The organism is Paraburkholderia caledonica NBRC 102488 (genome assembly GCF_000685095.1).
Taxonomy (GTDB): Bacteria; Pseudomonadota; Gammaproteobacteria; order Burkholderiales; family Burkholderiaceae; genus Paraburkholderia; species Paraburkholderia caledonica.
Window position 1 is genome coordinate 479,183 of the sequence record NZ_BAYE01000002.1, and the last position, 18,534, is coordinate 497,716.

An 18,534-nucleotide genomic window follows, 5' to 3' on the forward strand; every position below is an offset into this window, starting at 1 on the left:
CACAACGAGTTCGTCCGACCTGGCTAATATGCGTGGACGACCCGTGCGAATTGGTTAGTCAATGAACTGCCCGCAACAGCCTTGGGCGGTGCACCGTGCCGGTCACCCACGCCTGAAACGGCGGCCGACGCTCGCGCAATTCTCGAAGTTCGAGCACGTAATCGTGTCGCCCGGCGGCGGCGGATTTGCCGGCGCGACCGACGAAGCGCTCGCCAAGGCCTGCCTCTCGCGCTGATTCGTGCTCTCCGTGCCGCACTTTCTGTTCATGATTTCCGCGCTTGCCAACACCGACCTCGTGGCGAAGGTGCCCGAGCGGCTGGTCCGCGACAACGCCGCACTATGCGTGTTCGAGCCGCCCGTCGAGGTGCCGGGCTACGAAATGGCGATGCTGTGGCACGAACGGTCGCATCGGGATCCGGCTCACCAGTGGTTGCGAGCGCATATTGCGGATTCCGTTTGGAGCGCCGTGGCGTTAGCACGTGGCATTAACCGTTGGCGCCGCCAATTGCATCCAGTTTCGCGAGGATTTCGTCGTTCAACTCGAGCTGCGCGGCGTGCAGGTTTTCGCGCAAATGCCCGACGGACGACGTGCCCGGAATCAGCAGGATATTGGGCGCGCGTTGCAGAAGCCATGCGAGCGCCACTTGCATTGGCGTCGCGCCAATCGTTGCCGCGATATGGGTCAGCGCAGACGACTGGATCGGCGTAAAGCCGCCCAAAGGAAAGAACGGCACATAAGCAATGCCCTTGGTTGCCAGTTCGCCGATCAGCGCGTCGTCGGCGCGGTGCACCAGGTTGTAGTGGTTCTGCACACAGACGATCTTTGCGATGCGCTGCGCTTCGGCAATCTGCGTCGGCGTCGCGTTGCTCAGGCCGATATGGCGGATCAGTCCTCGCTGTTGAAGCTCGGCGAGCGCGGTGATCTGCTTTTCGAGGGATCCTTCGCTCGGCGCGTGCACGTCGCCCATCATCCGCATATTCACCACTTCGAGCGTGTCGAGCCCGAGGTTGCGCAGATTGTCGTGTACGCCGCGCTCGAGATCCTCCGGCTCCTGCGCCGGCAGCCAACCGCCGTCGCTATCCCTCACCGCGCCGAGCTTCGTGACGATCACGAGATCGTCGGCATATGGATGCAGCGCCTCGCGAATCAGCTGGTTGGTGATATGCGGGCCGTAAAAATCGCTGGTGTCGATGTGATTGACGCCGCTAGCCACCGCTTCGCGCAGCACGGCGATCGCGGCGTCACGGTCTTTCGGCGGCCCGAACACGCCCGGTCCCGCGAGTTGCATGGCGCCATAGCCCATGCGCCGCACCTCGCGGCCGCCGAGCAAAAATGTCTTTGTCATATCGAGGTTTGTCATGGCGCTCTCCTGTCCTGGTAGGTGAGCCCAGTATGGCGGGGATTGCACCGTTAAATAAAGCGGGCTAACGTGCACGGGTTGTTCAATTTTGTGAACAGTGACATGGAACTAAACGACCTGACCGCTTTCATTTCCGTCGCGCGCGCGGGCGGCTTTCGCGACGCTGCGCGCGCGAGCGGCGTTTCCGCGTCGAGCTTGAGCATTGCCGTGCGCCGCCTCGAAACCAGGCTCGGTCTGCGCCTATTGAACCGTACGACCCGCAGTGTCGCACCGACCGAAGCCGGCCTGCGTCTGCTCGAAAAACTGACGCCGCTCTTCAGCGAAATGGAAGCGGCGCTCGACGTGCTGAACGTGTTTCGCGACCGGCCGAGCGGCACGCTCAAACTGAACGTGCCCGCGAGTGCGGCGCGCATGGGACTGCCCGGTGTGATAGCACCGTTTCTGAAAGCCTATCCGGACATACGGGTGGAAGTGGTCGTCGAGGACGGCTTTGTCGACGTGCTTTCCATCGGCTGCGACGCGGGCATCCGTTACGACGAGCGGCTCGAGCAGGACATGATCGCGGTGCCGATCGGCCCGCGCGTGGAACGCGTCGCCACCGCCGCCGCGCCAGAGTACCTCGATACCCGCGGACGCCCGCAGCATCCGCGCGACCTGCTTGCGCACGCTTGCCTGCGCGTCCAGTTTGCCGGCGGCGCGACGCCGACGTGGATCTTCGAGCGCGACGGCGAAGTGGTGCAACTGAATCCGTCGGGACCATTGCTCGTGCGTCCCGGCGCGGCGCTCGACCTCGTGATCAGCGCAGCGCTCGCGGGCGTGGGTGTGATTCACCTATTCGAAGACATGCTGAAGCCGCACCTCGACAGCGGCGCATTGCAGCCTGTTCTCGAACCTTGGTGGCAAAGCTTCTCGGGGCCCTTTCTCTACTATCCCGGCCACCGTCACGTGCCGGCGCCCTTGCGTGCGTTCGTCGATTTTTTGAAGGACCGCAACGGTTGAGTGGGCAGAGCCGCAAATTCGACGCCGCGCGGGCGATTTGCTGTGATAATGGGCTGCCGCCACCGGAGCGCACGCACATTCTCGAACCCAGATCCACCGCACCATGAAGAACGACACACGCGTTAGCCCCCTGCGCAACTTCGCCGAATTCGTTCGCGCCGAGCGGGTTCGTTTGACCGAACAATGGATGAACGCAGTTTTTGGCGACGTCGATCTCGTGGAAGCCGATAAGCTCACGTATCAGCAACTCGCCGATCATCTGCCGGAAATTCTCGAAGGCCTGTGTGCGGCGTTGGAGGTCGAAGATCTGGAACACGTCGAACCGGCGATCGAACGCGACGCGCGCAAGCACGGCATAGTGCGCTGGCGTCAAGGCTACCGGATCGAAGAACTGGTGCGCGAACTGGACCTGTTCCACCTGGTTCTCGCCGATGTACTCGACGAGTACGCGACGCGCGACAACGGATTCACCCGCCGCCACGAAAAGCGCGCGCGCCGCCTGATTGCAGAAGCACTGAGCATGGTCACGCTCACGTCGATCAAGGAAGTGGTCAGCGAACGCGACCGCAAGATCGACGAATACACCGGTCGGCTGGAGCGCGCCAATCACGAATTGACGCTGAAACAGCGGCTCGTCAGCGAGTTGTACGAGTCGCGCATGCACATCACGCGCAGTGTCGTGCACGATTTGCGCAACTTCCTGAATTCGTTCTCAATGGCGCTGCAACTGATCGCTCGCGTGCCCACCAAGGCCGACACGGCGTTGCAGCTAGCAAACCGGCAGGCGGCGGACATGAAGGCGCTTGTCGAACAGATGGTGGAGTACTCGGTCATCCTCGGCGACGGTACGCCGCTTACGCTCGAACAGGTCGATCTGCATGAACTCTACGAGGAACTCGTGGCGTCGTCGCGGCTGTCCATCGAAGAGAAGGGGCTGAGGCTGCACGCGGCGTTCGATCCGGCGCTGCCCGCCGTCACGTCGAACCGCCTGAAGCTCAAGCAGATCGCCGTCAACCTGCTTTCCAACGCGACCAAATACACCAAGTCGGGACAGGTCGAGTTGTACTTCCTGACGGCCGGTCCGCAGCACTGGTCGATCCGCGTGTCGGATACCGGCGTGGGCATCGCGCCCGCCGATGCCGACCGGGTGTTTGCCGAATTCGAACGCGCCGCCGGCGAGGAAATTCCCGGCACCGGGTTGGGTCTCGCCATCGTCAAGGAAATGTGCCGCGTTCTCGACGGGCACATCGACTTCGCGTCACGCGAAGGCGTGGGCACCACCTTCACGATCCGCTTTCCGTTGACGCTCGCGGAACCGGAAGAAGAGGCGTAACAGCAGGCGCGGCAGACTGCCGACTATCGTGTCGCTGCGCTGCTGGTCATACGCGGGCATGCGCTCATCGCGCCACCGCCGTTGTTCAAACCGTGCATCACAACCTCGGAAGATGTCCCGTCGCGGCGCGCGAGTTCCGCGAGATCGAGCAAGGCGGCGTAGCGCGCGGGGCAATCGGCAGACGGCACGAGTTCAGGAAGTTCGCGCGGCAACTCCGGATTTGCCATGAACCTCTGCACGGCGATCACCAGTGCGGTCGCCACGATGATCGTCGCCCATACGCTTGCTTTGCGAACCGTGAATGCATCTGAGGCCCGCAACCGCCCCCGGTGTGACACGGCAACACGTTGCTCGTCCGCCTTCGCGCTGCCCGGCCGCATCCCTCGTGCGACTTTGAAGCGGCTCGGCCGACTCGCTCGGCTGGCTAGAGTAAAACGCATTCTTGATGACATGGCGTTCGCTCTTCACGCCCAGTGTGCCGGCACATACACATTGCCGACCCAATGGCCCGGCACCCAGACTGCCGGACGCGGCGCGGGCGCAAGATAAACGCGGCGCGGCGCTACGTAGACAACCGGCGGCGCATAGACCACTGGCGGAGCGACATAAGCAACGGGCTTCGGCGCGATCACGACAGCCGGCGGGGGCGGCGGCGGTGCATAAACCACGGGCGGCGGCGCCACTACGACAGCGGGCGCGGGCGGCGCGACATAGACGACCGGCTTGGGTGCAACGACGACGGTCGGCGGCGGATACACCACCGGTTTCGGCGCGACGACGACGGTCGTGCCGCCCATCGCGACAACGCCCGTGCTCACCACGGTTCCGCTCGAACTCACCGTATTACCGTGCGTGCCGGTCACGCTGGTGGACGTCGTCACTACTCCCGGCGCCACACGCGTCGCCGTGCCGGAATGCGCGACCGTGTTTCCATCGGATCCCGTTACCGTTCCCGAACGCGAGCATGAAGAACCGGCGCAGTTGGTTGACGCCGAGTGATCGACCGTATCGCCGTTGGAACGCGTCACCGATCCCGACGACGAGTACTGCCCCGCGCCCGTCTTCGTCACTTCGCCAGAGGTGGTGGCCGTCTTGCCATCCGGTCCGGTAAGCGCGCCCGTATGCGAACAGGTGCCGCTCGCGCAGCTGGTGTCACCAGAGTGCTGCACCGAGTTTCCGTAGCGGCCCGTCGCGGTGCCCGAGTTCGAAAACTGTCCGGGCGAATTGCGAGTGACCGTGCCGGTGTTGGTCGCGGCGCCGCCATAAGGACCGACGACTCCGCCTGCATGCGAGCAGCCGCCGCCGCCGCACGAGCCGTAGTGTCCTTCGTTATAGACGCCGCGCGACGTGTAAGCGGTTCCGTGCTGCGACCACGCGAATGCCGAGGCGCTGCCCAGTGCGAGCATTGCCGTCGTCGCAGTCAGCGCGAGCTTGCGCAGCGTGCGGCGAGCGGAAGGAGGAAAAGAATTGACGGCCGCAGATGAAGCGCCGCTGACCGGGACTGCGAACGAATGAGTTTTCACGGGTATGTCCTTCGTGGAATCAGGCCACGTCGTGCGACTGCTGCTGCGCTGTGTGGCGATGAACGGACTATAGGCGGACCCGCCGTGACAGTCAGCAGTGAAGATATGTCACGCTGTTTCATCGTGAAAGAAGCCCTCTGGGCAAGGCTTCGCGAGCATTTTGCAAACGCGGTGACATACGCCGACATACTTTGCATCGGCGGAAAACCCATCGTGCCGCACGACCACCGAGCGGCCACACGCTGCAGTGTGGCTACGGGAAATAGCGGCCGATTTCCGTTGACAACGCGTTCGGCAAAACGGCACACTCAATTCATGTTGACGCACATCTCCATCGCCGTAGCGATTAATCACCCGAAGCGAGCCATCATCGGCTGGCCTATGGGAGCATGTTTGCGTTAGCAGTCTGAATCTGCAAAGCAAGACCCCAAGGCCCCGCCGGTAACGGAAGGGGCCTTTTGTTTTGTGGGCGCCTCCGTCGGCCGGCTCCAAAACGGAGAGCAAGATGGATCAGGCAAGCCCGCAGTGCATGGAAGACGACGCGCATCGTTATGCTTATTACCAGGACGATCGTCTACCGAAGGTGGTCGTGCATTTCCCGGTCGCGCCAGGCGCGACGCTGACATGGCGTGTCGAAGCGGACAGCACGCTTACGGTGAAGGGTGCCCGCCTCTGGCTGACCCGCATCAGTTCTCCGTACGATCACTGGATCGCGCCGGGTCAAACGTTCGGCCTGCAGCGCGGCGAACGCATATGGCTCAGCGCTGACGGCGAACGAACAGCGCATGTTTCGCTGACCTCCGCGCTGCCCGAAAAAGGCATTCTCGCGCGCTGGCTCGGTCGGCTCGCCGGTTTGAGCCTGGGGCCGCCGAGCCCGCGCTGACATGCGTTGTCAGGCTCCACGCATGTCGCGTGAACTCGCTGCATGCGCAGCGCGAGCCTGAAAAAACAACGGCGCGATGGCCGGCAAGGCCATCGCGCCGCGCAACGACATACGCTTCATTGAGGCGTGCTTTGCGCCGCCTCTTGCGGCGTAACTTGTACTGCCGCGGCCGAAACGAATACCGCGTGAATCGTGTCGCCCACCTTCACGTCTGCAAGGTCGACTTGTGGACCGACTTCGAGCGTTTGGGTCTGATACGCGCCGCGCAGGGTGACAAGGCGCCGCTTGCGGTCGATCTTTTGCACGGTGGCAAGCACTTCGACCTGACGCGCCGATTCGAAGCCGCCCGACGCAGGTGTATAGACCTGCGTATCGACACGTTCACGAATGCCTTTGCCTTTGCCCATCACCCGCTCGGCCTTGACCAGCAGCGCGTTTTTATACAGCGCATCCACGTGGTCGCCCACCTTCAGTTTTTCGAAACCGGCGACTTGCTGGCCCACGAGCACGATCACAACGTTGCCGTTCGCCCCCTGTAGCGTGAGCGAGCGGCTGCCGGGATCGATGCCCACGATGGTGGCCTTCATATGCACAGGCTCCACGGCACTGACAACACCTTGCGCGCCGCTCGCCAACGGCTCTTGCGCCCACACCGGCTGAGCCGCGGCGAGCACCGTTGCCGTCAATGCTGCTCCTATCGTCGTTGCATTCATTTACGCTCTCCTTGATAAATCGCCCCTGCCATAGTTGCCCATTTCGCATAGTGTCGAATGGGAAATATTCAGGACGCTTGACTAAAGATGTAGCGCAACGATTGTATATGCTTTACAAGGAGCCTCAATTGCGAGCCGGTACGACGCCTGCCGATGCGCGACGCAAAAAGAAACAGCCTCTTCGCGGCAGCGAAGAGGCTGTTTTGTAACGCGAAGCGCGGCATGCGCACGCATGCGCGCTAGATCATCACACGCGTTCGATTGCGATTGCGATGCCCTGCCCCACGCCGATACACATCGTGCATAGTGCGAAGCGACCCTGCGTGCGTTGCAGTTGGTACATCGCGGTCGTCACGAGGCGCGCCCCGCTCATGCCGAGCGGATGACCCAGCGCGATTGCGCCGCCGTTCGGGTTCACACGTGCGTCGTCGTCTGCCACGCCGAGCGTGCGCAGCACCGCAATACCTTGAGAAGCAAACGCCTCGTTCAACTCGATCAGGTCGAACTGATCGATGGTCATGTTCAGGCGCGCCATCAATTTTTGTGCGGCCGGCGCCGGGCCCATGCCCATTATGCGCGGCGCGACACCCGCCGTCGCGATGCCGAGCACGCGGGCTCGCGGTGTGAGGCCAAACCGCTTTGCCGTCTCTTCGTTGGCCAGCAGCAGCGCCGCTGCGCCGTCGTTCACGCCCGATGCGTTGCCTGCCGTCACGGTGCCGTCCGGGCGCACGACGCCCTTCAGTTTCGCGAGCGCCTCCAGGCTCGTCTCACGCGGATGCTCGTCTTGCGACACCGTGATCGGATCACCCTTCTTCTGCGCGATCGTCACGCCGACGATTTCCTGCGCGAGCGTGCCGTCCTTCTGAGCACGCGCGGCTTTCTGCTGACTGCGAAGTGCGAACGCGTCCTGATCGGCGCGGCTGATGTTGTAGTCGGTCGCGACGTTTTCGCCGGTCTCGGGCATCGAGTCGACGCCGTACATCTGCTTCATCAACTGATTGACGAAACGCCAGCCGATCGTCGTGTCGTAGATGTCTGCCTGGCGCGAAAACGCGCTCGTCGCCTTGCCCATGACAAACGGTGCGCGGCTCATGCTTTCCACGCCGCCGGCCACCATCAACGCTGCCTCGCCGGACTTGATTGCGCGCGCGGCGATGCCGACCGCGTCCATGCCCGAGCCGCACAGACGGTTCACGGTCGAGCCCGGCACGTCTTGAGGCAGCCCTGCGAGCAGCAGCGACATGCGCGCCACGTTGCGGTTGTCTTCGCCAGCCTGATTCGCGCAGCCGTAGATGACGTCGTCGATGACGCTCCAGTCGACGTTCTTGTTGCGCTCCATCAGCGCCTTAAGCGGCACCGCGCCCAGATCGTCCGCGCGAACCGACGACAGCGAGCCCGCATAGCGGCCGATGGGGGTGCGAATCGCGTCGCACAGGAATGCTTCGGTCATGTCATGTCTCCAGTGATGTGCTGCGCGCGCCGTGCCGTCAGCATGGATGCGTGGCACGGGCGGATGCGTCGAGCATCGGCCGGGCGGCTGCCGGCCAGCCGTCGCGTGAATTCAGCTTAGCGCAGGATGGTGAACGATGCGTTCGAGTCGCCGGCCGTTTTGTTCTTTGTGCGAACATGCGGTCACATATCGAACATCAAGGCTCGATAATAGGCGCGTGGCGGAAACGCTGTCAAGCGCGCACCGCCCGCCATCAGGGAATACGTGAGAGGCGTCAGCCGCGCCGAGTAAGCGTCTGACAATTGATGCGCCCGCGCCGCGCTGCGGGCCGCAACGCGTGGCCTGGCGGGCGTTTTAGGTGACCTTCTAATGAACCTTTACGCCCTCGTCTGCGATATAGGCGCGGATCACGTCGGCAAAGGTTTGCTCGCCGCGCAGGCCCAGTTGTTCGGCGCGCGATGTGTCCCAACGTCCCGGCCAGCTGCCGACGATTTTTTCGATGCGCGCGTCCGGCTGCCAGACGATTCGCCTCGCGACCTCGTCGCCAGCCACTTCGCGCAACGCCGCCACCATCTCGTCGACGCTCACTGAAATGCCCGGCAGATTCAGCACGCGCTGGTTGCCCAGTGCGGCGGCATCGAGTTCGAGCCCGGCGATCAGGCATTCGATCGCTTTGCGCGGCGACAGCAGCCACAGCCGCGTGGAGCCGTTGACGGGACACACAGCCTCTTCGCCGTTCAGCGGCTCGCGGATAATGCCGCTCGCAAACGACGACGCCGCCGCGTTCGGCTTGCCGGGCCGCACGCTGATTGTGGGTAGCCGCAGCACGCGTCCGTCGACGAAACCGCGCCGCGAATAGTCGTTGAGCAGCAACTCGGCAATCGCCTTTTGCGCGCCGTACGACGATTGGGGATTCAGCGCAGTATCGTTCTGCACGATGTCGGGCAAGTCGCCGCCGTACACCGCGACCGAACTCGTGAACACCACGCGCGGCCGGTGTCCGCGTTCGCGGCAAACATCGAGTAGCAGGCGCGACGCGTCGAGATTGATGCGCATGCCGAGATCGAAGTCTGCTTCCGCCTGACCGCTCACTATCGCGGCAAGGTGAAAGATCGCCGCGGTGTTGCTGTCGATTGCACGCTCGAGCACACTGCGCTCCGCGATATCGCCTACTTCGGTGCGCACGCGGCTATCGCCGAAATCGTTCGCTCGCACGACGTCGAGCAAGATGAGTTCGGTGATGGCTTGCGGCGCGCCCTGCGCGTCGTTCAACGAACCGCGCGAGAGCAGTTCGCGCGCAAGGCGTTGGCCGAGAAATCCCGCGCCGCCGGTTATCAGTACTTTCATGATTGGCTTGTGTCCTCTTATATCTTGATCAAGCGGCGTTCAGATACGGTTTGAGCCAGCCGAGCCCCGCGGAAGTCGCGGCCCGCGGACGGTATTCGCAGCCGATGTAGCCGTCGTAGCCGAGTGAGTCGATTACATCGAAGAGATACGGATAGTTGATCTCGCCCGTATCCGGCTCGTGCCGCTCGGGTACTCCTGCAACCTGAATGTGACCGATGCCTGCCTGATCGCGCTTGAGTTTCACCGCGAGATCGCCTTCCACGATCTGACAGTGGTAACAGTCGAACTGCACCTTGAGATTCGGCTCGCCGACTTCCGCGCAGATTGCTTGCGCCTCGTCCTGCCGATTCAGAAAAAATCCCGGCATGTCGCGTGTATTGATCGGTTCGATAACAATCATGATGCCCTCGGCTTGCGCGGCCTTCGCGGCATACGCGAGGTTTTGCAGATACACCTCGCGATGCCGCTCGCGCGGCTGATCTGCGCCGATCAGACCCGCCATCACATGTAGCTTGCGATTGCCGATCACGCGCGCGTATTCGAGGGCCGTCTCGATGCTGCGGCGGAACTCGTCCTCACGTCCGGGCAGCGTTGCGATGCCACGCTCGCCGCTCGCCCAGTCGCCCGGCGGCGCGTTGAAAAGCGCTTGTGTCAGACCGTTGGCGTCGAGCCGCGCCTTGATTTCCGCGGCGCGAAAATCGTACGGAAACAGAAACTCGACCGCTTTAAAACCGTCTGTTGCGGCAGCAGCGAAACGGTCCAAAAAAGCGTGCTCGTTGTACATCATCGACAGATTGGCGGCGAAGCGAGGCATGGCGGCAACTCCTTTGAAGCTGTGTTCGGCGCGCGGCAACAGAAGCTGGAGCAGCAACGTATGAGCCGCGCGGCGCTTTTAGCGATTGACCAGTTTGGCCGGCGTGAGCCACGTAGCAATCGCGCCGATCACCAGCATGCCGGCCAGCACATACATGCCGGTCTGCGTGCTATGCGTGAGATCCTTCAGGTAGCCGATCATGTAGGGACTCGCGAAACCCGCGAGATTACCGATCGAATTGATGATCGCGATGCCGGCCGCAGCGGTCGCGCCCGACATGAACGCCGTCGGCAGCGACCAGAAGAGCGGCGCGCAAGTCAGCACGCCGGCAGCGGCGAGCGACAGAAACGCGATGGACACCACCGTGTTGCTCGCGAACGAAGCCGCGACCGTGAAGCCCACGGCGCCGAACAACGCCGGTACGATCAGATGCCAGCGACGCTCACGGCGCTTGTCCGCGCTATGTCCCATCAGATTCATCACGACGATCGCGCAGACGAACGGAATGGCGCTCAGCAGACCGATGTTGAATGCGCCGCTCACGCCCGTTGATTTGACGAGCGTCGGCATCCAGAACGTCAAGCCGTATTGCCCGGTGACGAACGCGAAATAGATCAGCGACATCCACCATGTACGCGGATCGCGGAACACCGCGCGCAGCGAATGAGCGTTTGCTTTTTCCTTCGGCTGCGATGCGGCGATTTCATCGGTCAGCAGGCGCTTTTCGCTTTCGGTCAGCCACTTTGCGCTCGCAATTCCGTTGTCGAGATACAGGATCGTGGCGATACCGATCGCCACCGCTGGAATTGCTTCGATCAGGAACATCCATTGCCAGCCCTGGAGACCCGAGCTGTGATGGAACGCCTGCATGATCCAGCCGGACAGCGGATTGCCGAAGATGCCCGACACCGGAATGGCCGACATGAACACCGCAATGATCTTTGCGCGCCGATGCGACGGAAACCAGTAAGTCAGATACAGGATCACGCCCGGATAAAAACCTGCTTCGGCGAGACCAAGTAGAAAGCGCAGGATGTAGAACTGGGTCGGCGTCTTCACGAACACGAATAGCGCTGACATCAGACCCCAGGTAATCATGATCCGTGCGATCCAGATGCGCGCGCCGAGCTTGTGCATCAGAATGTTACTCGGCAATTCAAACAGGAAGTAGCCGATAAAGAACACGCCTGCACCAAGGCCGAATACCGTTTCGCTGAACGCGAGGTCTTGCGACATTTGCAGCTTTGCAAAGCCGACGTTCACGCGATCCAGATACGCGACCACGTAGCAGAGCATCAAAAATGGCACGATGCGCCAGAACACTTTCTTGTATGTACGCTCGACTTCCGCGGCGCCGGGTTGACCCGCGGCCGCCGCGAACGGCTGGCTGGATACGGCCTGATACGAACTCATGCAATGTCTCCTGGGATGGGCATATGACGCGTCGCCTTGGGCGATCTGATTGATGTGAGCGGTTGCTACCAGCGCGCACCGAACGCACTGCGCAGTTCTTCGAGCGACGCTTCGTCGAGCGGCGCCGGTCGCGGATCAGTCATGAGCCACAAACGCGCGGTCTCTTCGAGTTCTTCAAGTGCATACGACGCATGCGCGACCGAACGTTCCCAGACCACTGGGCCGAGGCGCTCGAGCAGCACCGCGCGAACGCTATCGGCGAGCGCGGCGATCTGCGCAGCCACTTGCGGATCGCCGGGCCGGCGGTAACGAATCAGCGGCACGTGGCCCACTTTCATCACGTAGTACGGCGTGATCGGCGGCAGTACGTCGGCCTCACTCCACGCGCCCGCCAGTGTCAGCGCGACCAGATGCGTCGAATGCGTATGGACGATGCCGCGCGTTTCGCCATTGCGCGCATAGATGCCCCGATGCAGCGCGAGCGTTTTCGACGGCTTGCCGCCCGAGACCGCATTGCCGTCGAGGTCGACCTTGGCGATGTCGGCCGGATCGAGCCGGCCGAGGCACGCATCGGTCGGCGTGATCAGCCAGCCGTCATCGAGCCGCGCGCTGATGTTGCCTGCGCTGCCGACCGTATAGCCTCGTTGATAAAGACTCGCGCCAGTCACGCATATTTCCTCGCGCACGCGCGCTTCGTTCGTGGTGTGGACTGCGGGCGCGTTGCTCATTGCGCGGCTCCGTTCAGATGACGCAGCGCTTTTTCGAAGAAATTGATCGTGCCGAAGTTGCCGGATTTCAGTGCCAGTGCGAGCGGTTGCGCGCCCACGGTTGCAGTCGCCGGAACGCCGGGATCGATCTGCGCGCCGATGCGCAGCGTGCGAACGCTCAGCGCCTGCACGACCGCGCCTGAGGTCTCACCGCCCGCCACGACGAACTTGCGCACACCGCGCTCATGCAGGCCGCGAGCAATCGCCGCCAACGTCGATTCGACCAGATGTCCTGCCCGATCCACACCGAGTTCGCGTTGCACCGCTTTCACTTCGTCGGGCGTGGCGGTCGCGTAGATGAGCATGGGCTCGGCTTTGTCGAGATATGTTTGCGCGAAGGCCAGCGCCTGTTCGACAACCGCTTCGCCGCGCGCGGCCGCAAGCGGGTCGATGCGAAACGCAGGCCGTGTTTCGCGCCAGGCGGCGACTTGCGCATTGGTCGCTTTCGACGCGCTGCCGGCGAGCACTGCCGACATTCCTTCGACGTTCGGCAGTTGCGCGGCATCAGCTTGCGAATCGAGCAGGCCCGCGCGACGGAAGTTACCCGGCAAGCCCAACGCAATACCCGAGCCGCCCGTGATCAATGTCAGATCGGCGCAGGCTTCGCCAAGCACGTGGAGGTCGGCGTCGGAGACCGCGTCGGCGATCGCCATGCGCACGCCCTGGTTACGCAATGCGTCGAACGATTCGCGCACGGCCGATACGCCTTGGGCCACCGCGTCGTAACGCACGAGCCCGACTTTCGATTGCGTCTGACGTTGCAACACGCGCACGAGGTTGGCGTCGCGCATCGGCGTGAGCGGATGGTTCTCCATGCCCGACTCGTTGAGCAACGTATCGCCGACAAAGAGATGACCGCGAAAAACCGTGCGGCCGTTTTCGGGGAACGCGGGGCAGGCAATCGTGAAAGCATTGGCAGAACCTTGCGCGGATAGCGCGTTCAGCAACGCATCCGTCACCGGCCCGATGTTGCCTGCGTCAGTCGAATCGAAGGTCGAGCAATATTTGAAAACGAACTGGCGGCACCCTTGGGCGCGCAGCCAGTCGAGGGCGGCAAGCGATTGCGCGACTGCGTCGGCTGCGGGGATCGTGCGCGACTTCAGCGCGACCACGAGCGCGTCGGCTTCGATCGTTTCTCCCTTCTCCGGCACGCCGATGGTTTGCACCGTGCGCATGCCGCCGCGCACCAGCATGTTGGCGAGGTCGGTTGCGCCGGTGAAATCGTCGGCGATACAGCCGAGCAGCGCGCGTTGTGTCGTAGCGGTCATGACGCGCTCCTGTTCACTTTGCCGCCGGCACGTCGATGCCGGGGAAAATCTTGATGACCGCGGAGTCGTCCTCGCCGCCGTGACCGGCTGTGGACGCCATCATGAACATCTGGTGCGCCGCCGCCGATAGCGGCAGCGGAAATTTCGAACGGCGCGCGGTATCGAGCACGAGGCCGAGGTCCTTGACGAAAATATCGACGGCCGACAGCGGCGTGTAATCGCCGTTGAGTATGTGCGGTACGCGGTTTTCGAACATCCACGAATTGCCCGCGCTGTGCGTGATCACGTCGTAAAGCGCGTCTGGATCGACGCCTTCGCGCAAGCCGAGCGCCATCGCCTCCGCAGCCACGGCGATATGCACGCCGGCCAGCAACTGGTTGATGATCTTGACTTTCGATCCCGCGCCATGCGCGGAGCCCAGGCGATACACCTTGCCCGCCATTGCGGCGAGCACGTCCTCACAGGCCGCGTAAGCGGCGGCGGGACCGGACGTCATCATCGTCATCTCGCCCGATGCGGCGCGCGCCGCGCCGCCCGAGACCGGCGCATCTAGCATCTGCAAACCTGCTGCCTCGATGCGCTTGCCAAGTTCGATTGCGAAGTCGGGCGCGACCGTCGCGCTCGCGATCACGACGCCGCCCGGCTTCATCGCCGCGACCGCGCCCTGCTCGCCGAACAACACCGCCTCGGTTTGCGCGGCGTTCACGACCAGCGTGATGACCACGTCACATTGCGCACTGAGTTCGGCGGGCGACGCGCAACCCACGCCGCCTTCCTTCACGAACGCCTGCAGGACTTCGCTGCGCAGATCGCACGCGTGGACCCGCAAGCCCGCACGCAGCAACGAGCGCGCGACGCCCAAACCCATTGCACCGAGACCGATGACACCGACATTTCTGGACATGCTGCACCTCTATGGAATCTGTTACGCGCTTGTGGGAATTGCACCGCGTGCGCCGACTTCGCAACACTCGCCGGCGTATCTCGGCATCAGCGAATGCCCGCTTCCGCGAGCCGCCTTGCCGCGTTGTACATGTGCGTTTGCGCCGCGTTGCGCGCGGCCATGGGATCGCCGGCACGAATTGCGGCTGCAATGGCCGCGTGCTCTTCGCGCACCTGACGCGAGAAGTCTTCGCGCAGTGCCTCGTTGCGGCGCGTGACAACCGTGCCGGCTTCCAGATACTGATTCAGGAACGTCAGCGTCTTGAGGAAATACGGATTGCCGGTTGCTCCCGCGATCGCGCGATGAAACGCGACGTCTTCGGTCACGCCGTCCTCGCCTTCCGCGACGGCTTCGTCGATCTTCGCGAGGGCGGCGTCGATGGACATCATGTCGGCGTCGGTGCGACGCATCGCGGCCTCGGACGCGACTTCCGCTTCAATCGCCCGCCGCAACGCGAGAATCTGCACGACCGAACCCGGCTCGACCGCTTCGGCGTAGTCGATACGCAGCGGCCGGATCGCGCCGTGCGCCGCGATGAAGACGCCGCTGCCCTGGCGCGGCTCGACCACACCTTCGTTCTTCAGCCGCGAAATCGCCTCGCGGATCACCGTGCGGCTCACGCCGAATTGCTGCGCGAGCACGGCCTCGGTGGGCAGCTTGCCGCCGCGCGCGAAGGTGCCCTTGTCGATCTGCTTGAGAAGCTGCTGCGCGACGGTGTCGCTCAATGCGCGGGCTGGAATCTTGTCGAACATCGAATCTCTCGATTGTCATGTCATCGGGTCATCATACAAATTTTCAGTGCGGGTTACATCCACGCAAACCCTGGGTTTTTTGTCCGAAGACCCGTGAAGTTGGCGAAACAGAAGGCTTAAGCTATCGTCACGCCTTTGCGCACCGTCGCGACGATCGAGTCACCGCGAACGGTATCCAAGCCTTACGAACGCACGTTTCGCACACATTTCCAGGTCCATGAGCAAAGCCCCGCCGCCGTCCCCCGACGTTTCCGCCAGCGCCGAACCGGCCCCGGACAAACCGGGCGACTCATACGTGCAGTCGTTTGCGCGCGGCCTCGCGGTGATTCGCGCATTCGACGCGACACGCCCCGAGCAGACGCTTACCGACGTCGCCGCTGCCACGGGCCTCACGCGCGCGGGCGCGCGGCGCATCCTGTTGACATTGCAGACGCTCGGCTACGTCGAAGCCGAGGGCCGCCTGTTTCGCCTGACGCCGAAAATTCTCGACCTCGGGTTCGCGTACCTGACGTCGATGCCGTTCTGGAATCTGGCTGAGCCAGTCATGGAAGAACTGTCCGCACAGGTGCACGAAAGCTGCTCGGCGGCCGTGCTAGACCGCACGGAGATCGTCTACGTGTTGCGGGTGCCGACTCACAAGATCATGACGATCAATCTGTCCATCGGCAGCCGCCTGCCCGCGTATTGCACGTCGATGGGCCGCGTACTGCTCTCCGCACTCGACGACGAGGCGCTCGAAACCACGCTGAATTCATCGCCGCTCTACGCCCACACGCCGCGCACGGTAACCGACAAAGAAGAACTGAAGAAACTGATCGCGCAGGTGCGCCGCCAAGGATGGGCGATTGTCGATCAGGAACTGGAAGGCGGTTTGATTTCGCTGTCGGCGCCGATCCGCAATCGTCAGGGACGCGTGATCGCGGCAATGAATATCAGCGGCAACGCGCAACGCAATTCAGCCAGGCAGATGGTCAAGGCGTTTCTCGAGCCGCTGCAACAGGCTGCGCAAACCGTATCGGAGATGGTGGCAAGGCGCGGTTGAATCAGCGGCAGTTTTGCCACCGCTGTTCGAGTGCACACACCCCGCGCCCGCAACTGCGGTCAGCGGCTGAGATACCGCTCCACCAGCCGCGTCCAGAATGCCGCACCAACCGGCAGGTTCCGGTCGTTGAAGTCGTAATGCGGGTTGTGCACCATGCAGCCGTCCTCGCCCACTCCGTTGCCGATGCGTAGAAACGTGCCCGGCCGCTTCTGCAGCATGAACGCGAAGTCCTCGCTGCCCATCAGTATGTCGGTCTGCGCAACGACCTTGTCGTCGCCTACCAGTTCGCGCGCCACTTCTACCGCGAAATCTGTTTCGTCATCCGAATTAACGACGACCGGATAACCTTCGATATATTCGACCACGGCCTTGCCGCCATAACTCGCAGCCTGCGTTTGCGCGAGTTCGGTAATGCGCTTTTTGAGCAACGCACGCACTTCAGGGCTGAACGAACGCACGCTCAGTTCGAGTCTCGCCGTGCTCGCGATCACGTTGTTTGCTGTACCCGCATGCATCGAGCCGACCGTCACGACCGCAGGCTGCGACGGATCGACGTTACGCGCAACGATGGTCTGCAACGCCATGACGATGCTTGCCGCCACCACCACCGGATCGACCGTCAGATGCGGGCGCGCCGCGTGGCCGCCCACGCCTTCTACCGTGATGATCGCCTTGTCGCCAGCCGACATGAACGGCCCCTTGCGGAACAGCAGCACGCCCGGCTCCGCGCCTGGATGATTGTGCAGGCCGAACACGGCGTCGCACGGAAAGCGCTCGAACAGACCGTCTTCGATCATTTTCTTCGCGCCGCTGTCGATGCCGCTTTCTTCGGCCGGCTGGAAGTACAAGTGCACCGTGCCCGAGAAATTGCGCGTGGCCGCGAGACGTTGCGCGGCACCGAGCAGCATCGTCGTGTGGCCGTCGTGGCCGCATGCATGCATCTTGCCGTGCGCGCCGCTCGCATAAGGCAAACCGGTTTGCTCGATGATCGGCAGCGCGTCCATGTCGGCGCGAATGCCGATGCTGCGCTTGCCGTCGCCTACTTTGAGCGTGCCGACCACACCGGTTTGACCGACACCGCGCGTGACCTGCCAGCCCCATTGCTCGAGCTTCCCGGCGACGAGCGCACCGGTTTGCAACTCCTCGTAGGCGAGTTCGGGATGGTGATGAATGTGATGGCGAATTTCGCGCAGGCTTTCGGCGGCAGGGATCAGATCGGCGACTTCGGTGTAACGCGCGCTTTCGCTCATTTGCAAGAGACTCCGTGAAGTGAAGCTGTATGAAAGCGGACGCCAAGGCAGCAGTAAGACTGCCGCCTGCTTACCGCTGATGCAGCGAAGGCGAGAACTATAGCCCGGCTTTGGCTTCGAGGAATGCGATCAGCGCATGGCCCGCCTCTTCCAGTTCGCCTGAATTGTCGATTGATTTGCAGCGAACGCCGTCGGGCAAAGAAAAAGGCGCGTGCCGTGCGAGCCGCGCGGCTACTTGCTCCGCCGATTCCCGCGCCCGCGCGCCGAGACGCGCTTCGAGAATATGCGGCGCAGCGTCCACATGCACGACTTCGGTACGAGGATAGCGCGCAAGCACATGATGCAAGTACTGGCGCGAGCCATTGACGACAACCGTGCAACCGCGCGCGAGCCATGCGTCGAGTTCGATACCCACGCCATAGCGCAGCGAATGACTCGACCATTCGAGCGCGAAGAGACCCAGCAACGAACGAGCGGCGAATTCCTCGACGCTTAGCGCGATATGTTCTTCGCCGTTCCCGCTTGGCCGCGTAATGTAACGATGCGCGAAGAGAATCGGCTCGCCCGCAAGGCGCTTGCGAGCGAAACCCAGCAACGCGTCTTTACCCGCGCCGGACGGCCCCATCACATAGACCAGGCGACCTGTCATTGGCCCCTCACCTCGTGGCATTGAAAC

At 62.9% G+C, this 18,534-nt stretch carries 18 protein-coding genes and 1 pseudogene; 5 read left to right on the forward strand and 14 right to left on the reverse strand.

The features are described 5' to 3' along the window. Positions 1–88: 88 nt before the first annotated feature. Positions 89–457 (forward strand): annotated as a pseudogene (locus tag BCA01S_RS34605) (LysR substrate-binding domain-containing protein); the annotation flags it as partial. Between the two features lie 28 nt (positions 458–485). Here BCA01S_RS34605 and BCA01S_RS06025 read toward each other — a convergent pair. After that, positions 486–1,361: an aldo/keto reductase family oxidoreductase gene (locus BCA01S_RS06025; protein ID WP_027776151.1), complete on the reverse strand. Its 876-nt coding sequence runs from the start codon at positions 1,359–1,361 to the stop codon at positions 486–488. A gap of 102 nt (positions 1,362–1,463) precedes the next feature. Between BCA01S_RS06025 and BCA01S_RS06030 the strand changes: the two genes are divergently transcribed. Then, on the forward strand, positions 1,464–2,360 hold the full coding sequence (locus BCA01S_RS06030) for a LysR family transcriptional regulator (protein ID WP_027776152.1): 897 nt from the start codon (positions 1,464–1,466) through the stop codon (positions 2,358–2,360). Between the two features lie 103 nt (positions 2,361–2,463). Continuing rightward, the gene (locus BCA01S_RS06035; protein WP_027776153.1) at positions 2,464–3,693 is read left to right on the forward strand and encodes a sensor histidine kinase; all 1,230 of its coding nucleotides are present in this window, start codon (positions 2,464–2,466) and stop codon (positions 3,691–3,693) included. Positions 3,694–3,716: 23 nt separating this feature from the next. Here BCA01S_RS06035 and BCA01S_RS06040 read toward each other — a convergent pair whose 3' ends face one another. Together BCA01S_RS06040 and BCA01S_RS06045 are read right to left on the reverse strand one after the other, a co-directional pair. Continuing rightward, the gene (locus tag BCA01S_RS06040) at positions 3,717–3,956 is read right to left on the reverse strand and encodes a hypothetical protein (protein WP_244145963.1); all 240 of its coding nucleotides are present in this window, start codon (positions 3,954–3,956) and stop codon (positions 3,717–3,719) included. Between the two features lie 201 nt (positions 3,957–4,157). Next, positions 4,158–5,216, reverse strand: a complete 1,059-nt coding sequence (locus tag BCA01S_RS06045; RefSeq protein ID WP_027776155.1) for a hypothetical protein — start codon at positions 5,214–5,216, stop codon at positions 4,158–4,160. 505 nt (positions 5,217–5,721) lie between these two features. Here BCA01S_RS06045 and BCA01S_RS06050 point away from each other — a divergent pair. Next, on the forward strand, positions 5,722–6,099 hold the full coding sequence (locus tag BCA01S_RS06050; RefSeq protein ID WP_027776156.1) for a DUF2917 domain-containing protein: 378 nt from the start codon (positions 5,722–5,724) through the stop codon (positions 6,097–6,099). Positions 6,100–6,215: 116 nt separating this feature from the next. Here the strand turns inward: BCA01S_RS06050 and BCA01S_RS06060 are convergent, their stop codons facing one another. The 9 genes from BCA01S_RS06060 to BCA01S_RS06105 form a co-directional block, all read right to left on the reverse strand. Further along, positions 6,216–6,812 carry a hypothetical protein gene (locus BCA01S_RS06060; protein WP_027776157.1) on the reverse strand — a complete coding sequence of 199 codons (597 nt, stop codon included), beginning with the start codon at positions 6,810–6,812 and terminating at the stop codon, positions 6,216–6,218. Between the two features lie 247 nt (positions 6,813–7,059). Then, positions 7,060–8,262 (reverse strand): 3-oxoadipyl-CoA thiolase, encoded by a 1,203-nt coding sequence (pcaF, locus tag BCA01S_RS06070; protein WP_027776158.1) that lies wholly within the window; start codon positions 8,260–8,262, stop codon positions 7,060–7,062. Between the two features lie 366 nt (positions 8,263–8,628). Then, complete coding sequence (gene denD, locus BCA01S_RS06075) at positions 8,629–9,609, reverse strand: D-erythronate dehydrogenase (protein ID WP_027776159.1); 981 nt, start codon at positions 9,607–9,609, stop codon at positions 8,629–8,631. 28 nt (positions 9,610–9,637) lie between these two features. Further along, positions 9,638–10,423 carry a 2-oxo-tetronate isomerase gene (gene otnI, locus BCA01S_RS06080; RefSeq protein ID WP_027776160.1) on the reverse strand — a complete coding sequence of 262 codons (786 nt, stop codon included), beginning with the start codon at positions 10,421–10,423 and terminating at the stop codon, positions 9,638–9,640. 78 nt (positions 10,424–10,501) lie between these two features. Beyond that, complete coding sequence (locus tag BCA01S_RS06085) at positions 10,502–11,836, reverse strand: MFS transporter (protein WP_027776161.1); 1,335 nt, start codon at positions 11,834–11,836, stop codon at positions 10,502–10,504. A 65-nt stretch (positions 11,837–11,901) separates the two neighbouring features. Next, the gene (gene otnC, locus BCA01S_RS06090; RefSeq protein ID WP_027776162.1) at positions 11,902–12,564 is read right to left on the reverse strand and encodes a 3-oxo-tetronate 4-phosphate decarboxylase; all 663 of its coding nucleotides are present in this window, start codon (positions 12,562–12,564) and stop codon (positions 11,902–11,904) included. Then, positions 12,561–13,871 carry a 3-oxo-tetronate kinase gene (gene otnK / locus BCA01S_RS06095; RefSeq protein ID WP_027776163.1) on the reverse strand — a complete coding sequence of 437 codons (1,311 nt, stop codon included), beginning with the start codon at positions 13,869–13,871 and terminating at the stop codon, positions 12,561–12,563. The genes otnC and otnK overlap by 4 nt, the downstream gene beginning before the upstream one ends. A 13-nt stretch (positions 13,872–13,884) precedes the next feature. Continuing rightward, on the reverse strand, positions 13,885–14,775 hold the full coding sequence (ltnD, locus tag BCA01S_RS06100; RefSeq protein ID WP_027776164.1) for an L-threonate dehydrogenase: 891 nt from the start codon (positions 14,773–14,775) through the stop codon (positions 13,885–13,887). Between the two features lie 86 nt (positions 14,776–14,861). Next, entirely contained in the window at positions 14,862–15,566 is a 705-nt protein-coding gene (locus BCA01S_RS06105) for a FadR/GntR family transcriptional regulator (protein ID WP_020066540.1), read from the reverse strand. 217 nt (positions 15,567–15,783) lie between these two features. On the opposite strand from BCA01S_RS06105, the gene BCA01S_RS06110 reads away from it, so the two are divergent. Continuing rightward, positions 15,784–16,608 (forward strand): IclR family transcriptional regulator, encoded by an 825-nt coding sequence (locus tag BCA01S_RS06110; protein ID WP_027776165.1) that lies wholly within the window; start codon positions 15,784–15,786, stop codon positions 16,606–16,608. Between the two features lie 59 nt (positions 16,609–16,667). On the opposite strand, the gene BCA01S_RS06115 is transcribed toward BCA01S_RS06110, so the two are convergent. Both BCA01S_RS06115 and phnN read right to left on the reverse strand, forming a co-directional pair. Then, entirely contained in the window at positions 16,668–17,858 is a 1,191-nt protein-coding gene (locus BCA01S_RS06115; RefSeq protein WP_027776166.1) for a M20 aminoacylase family protein, read from the reverse strand. Between the two features lie 97 nt (positions 17,859–17,955). Beyond that, positions 17,956–18,507, reverse strand: a complete 552-nt coding sequence (phnN, locus tag BCA01S_RS06120) for a phosphonate metabolism protein/1,5-bisphosphokinase (PRPP-forming) PhnN (protein ID WP_027776167.1) — start codon at positions 18,505–18,507, stop codon at positions 17,956–17,958. Positions 18,508–18,534 lie beyond the last annotated feature (27 nt).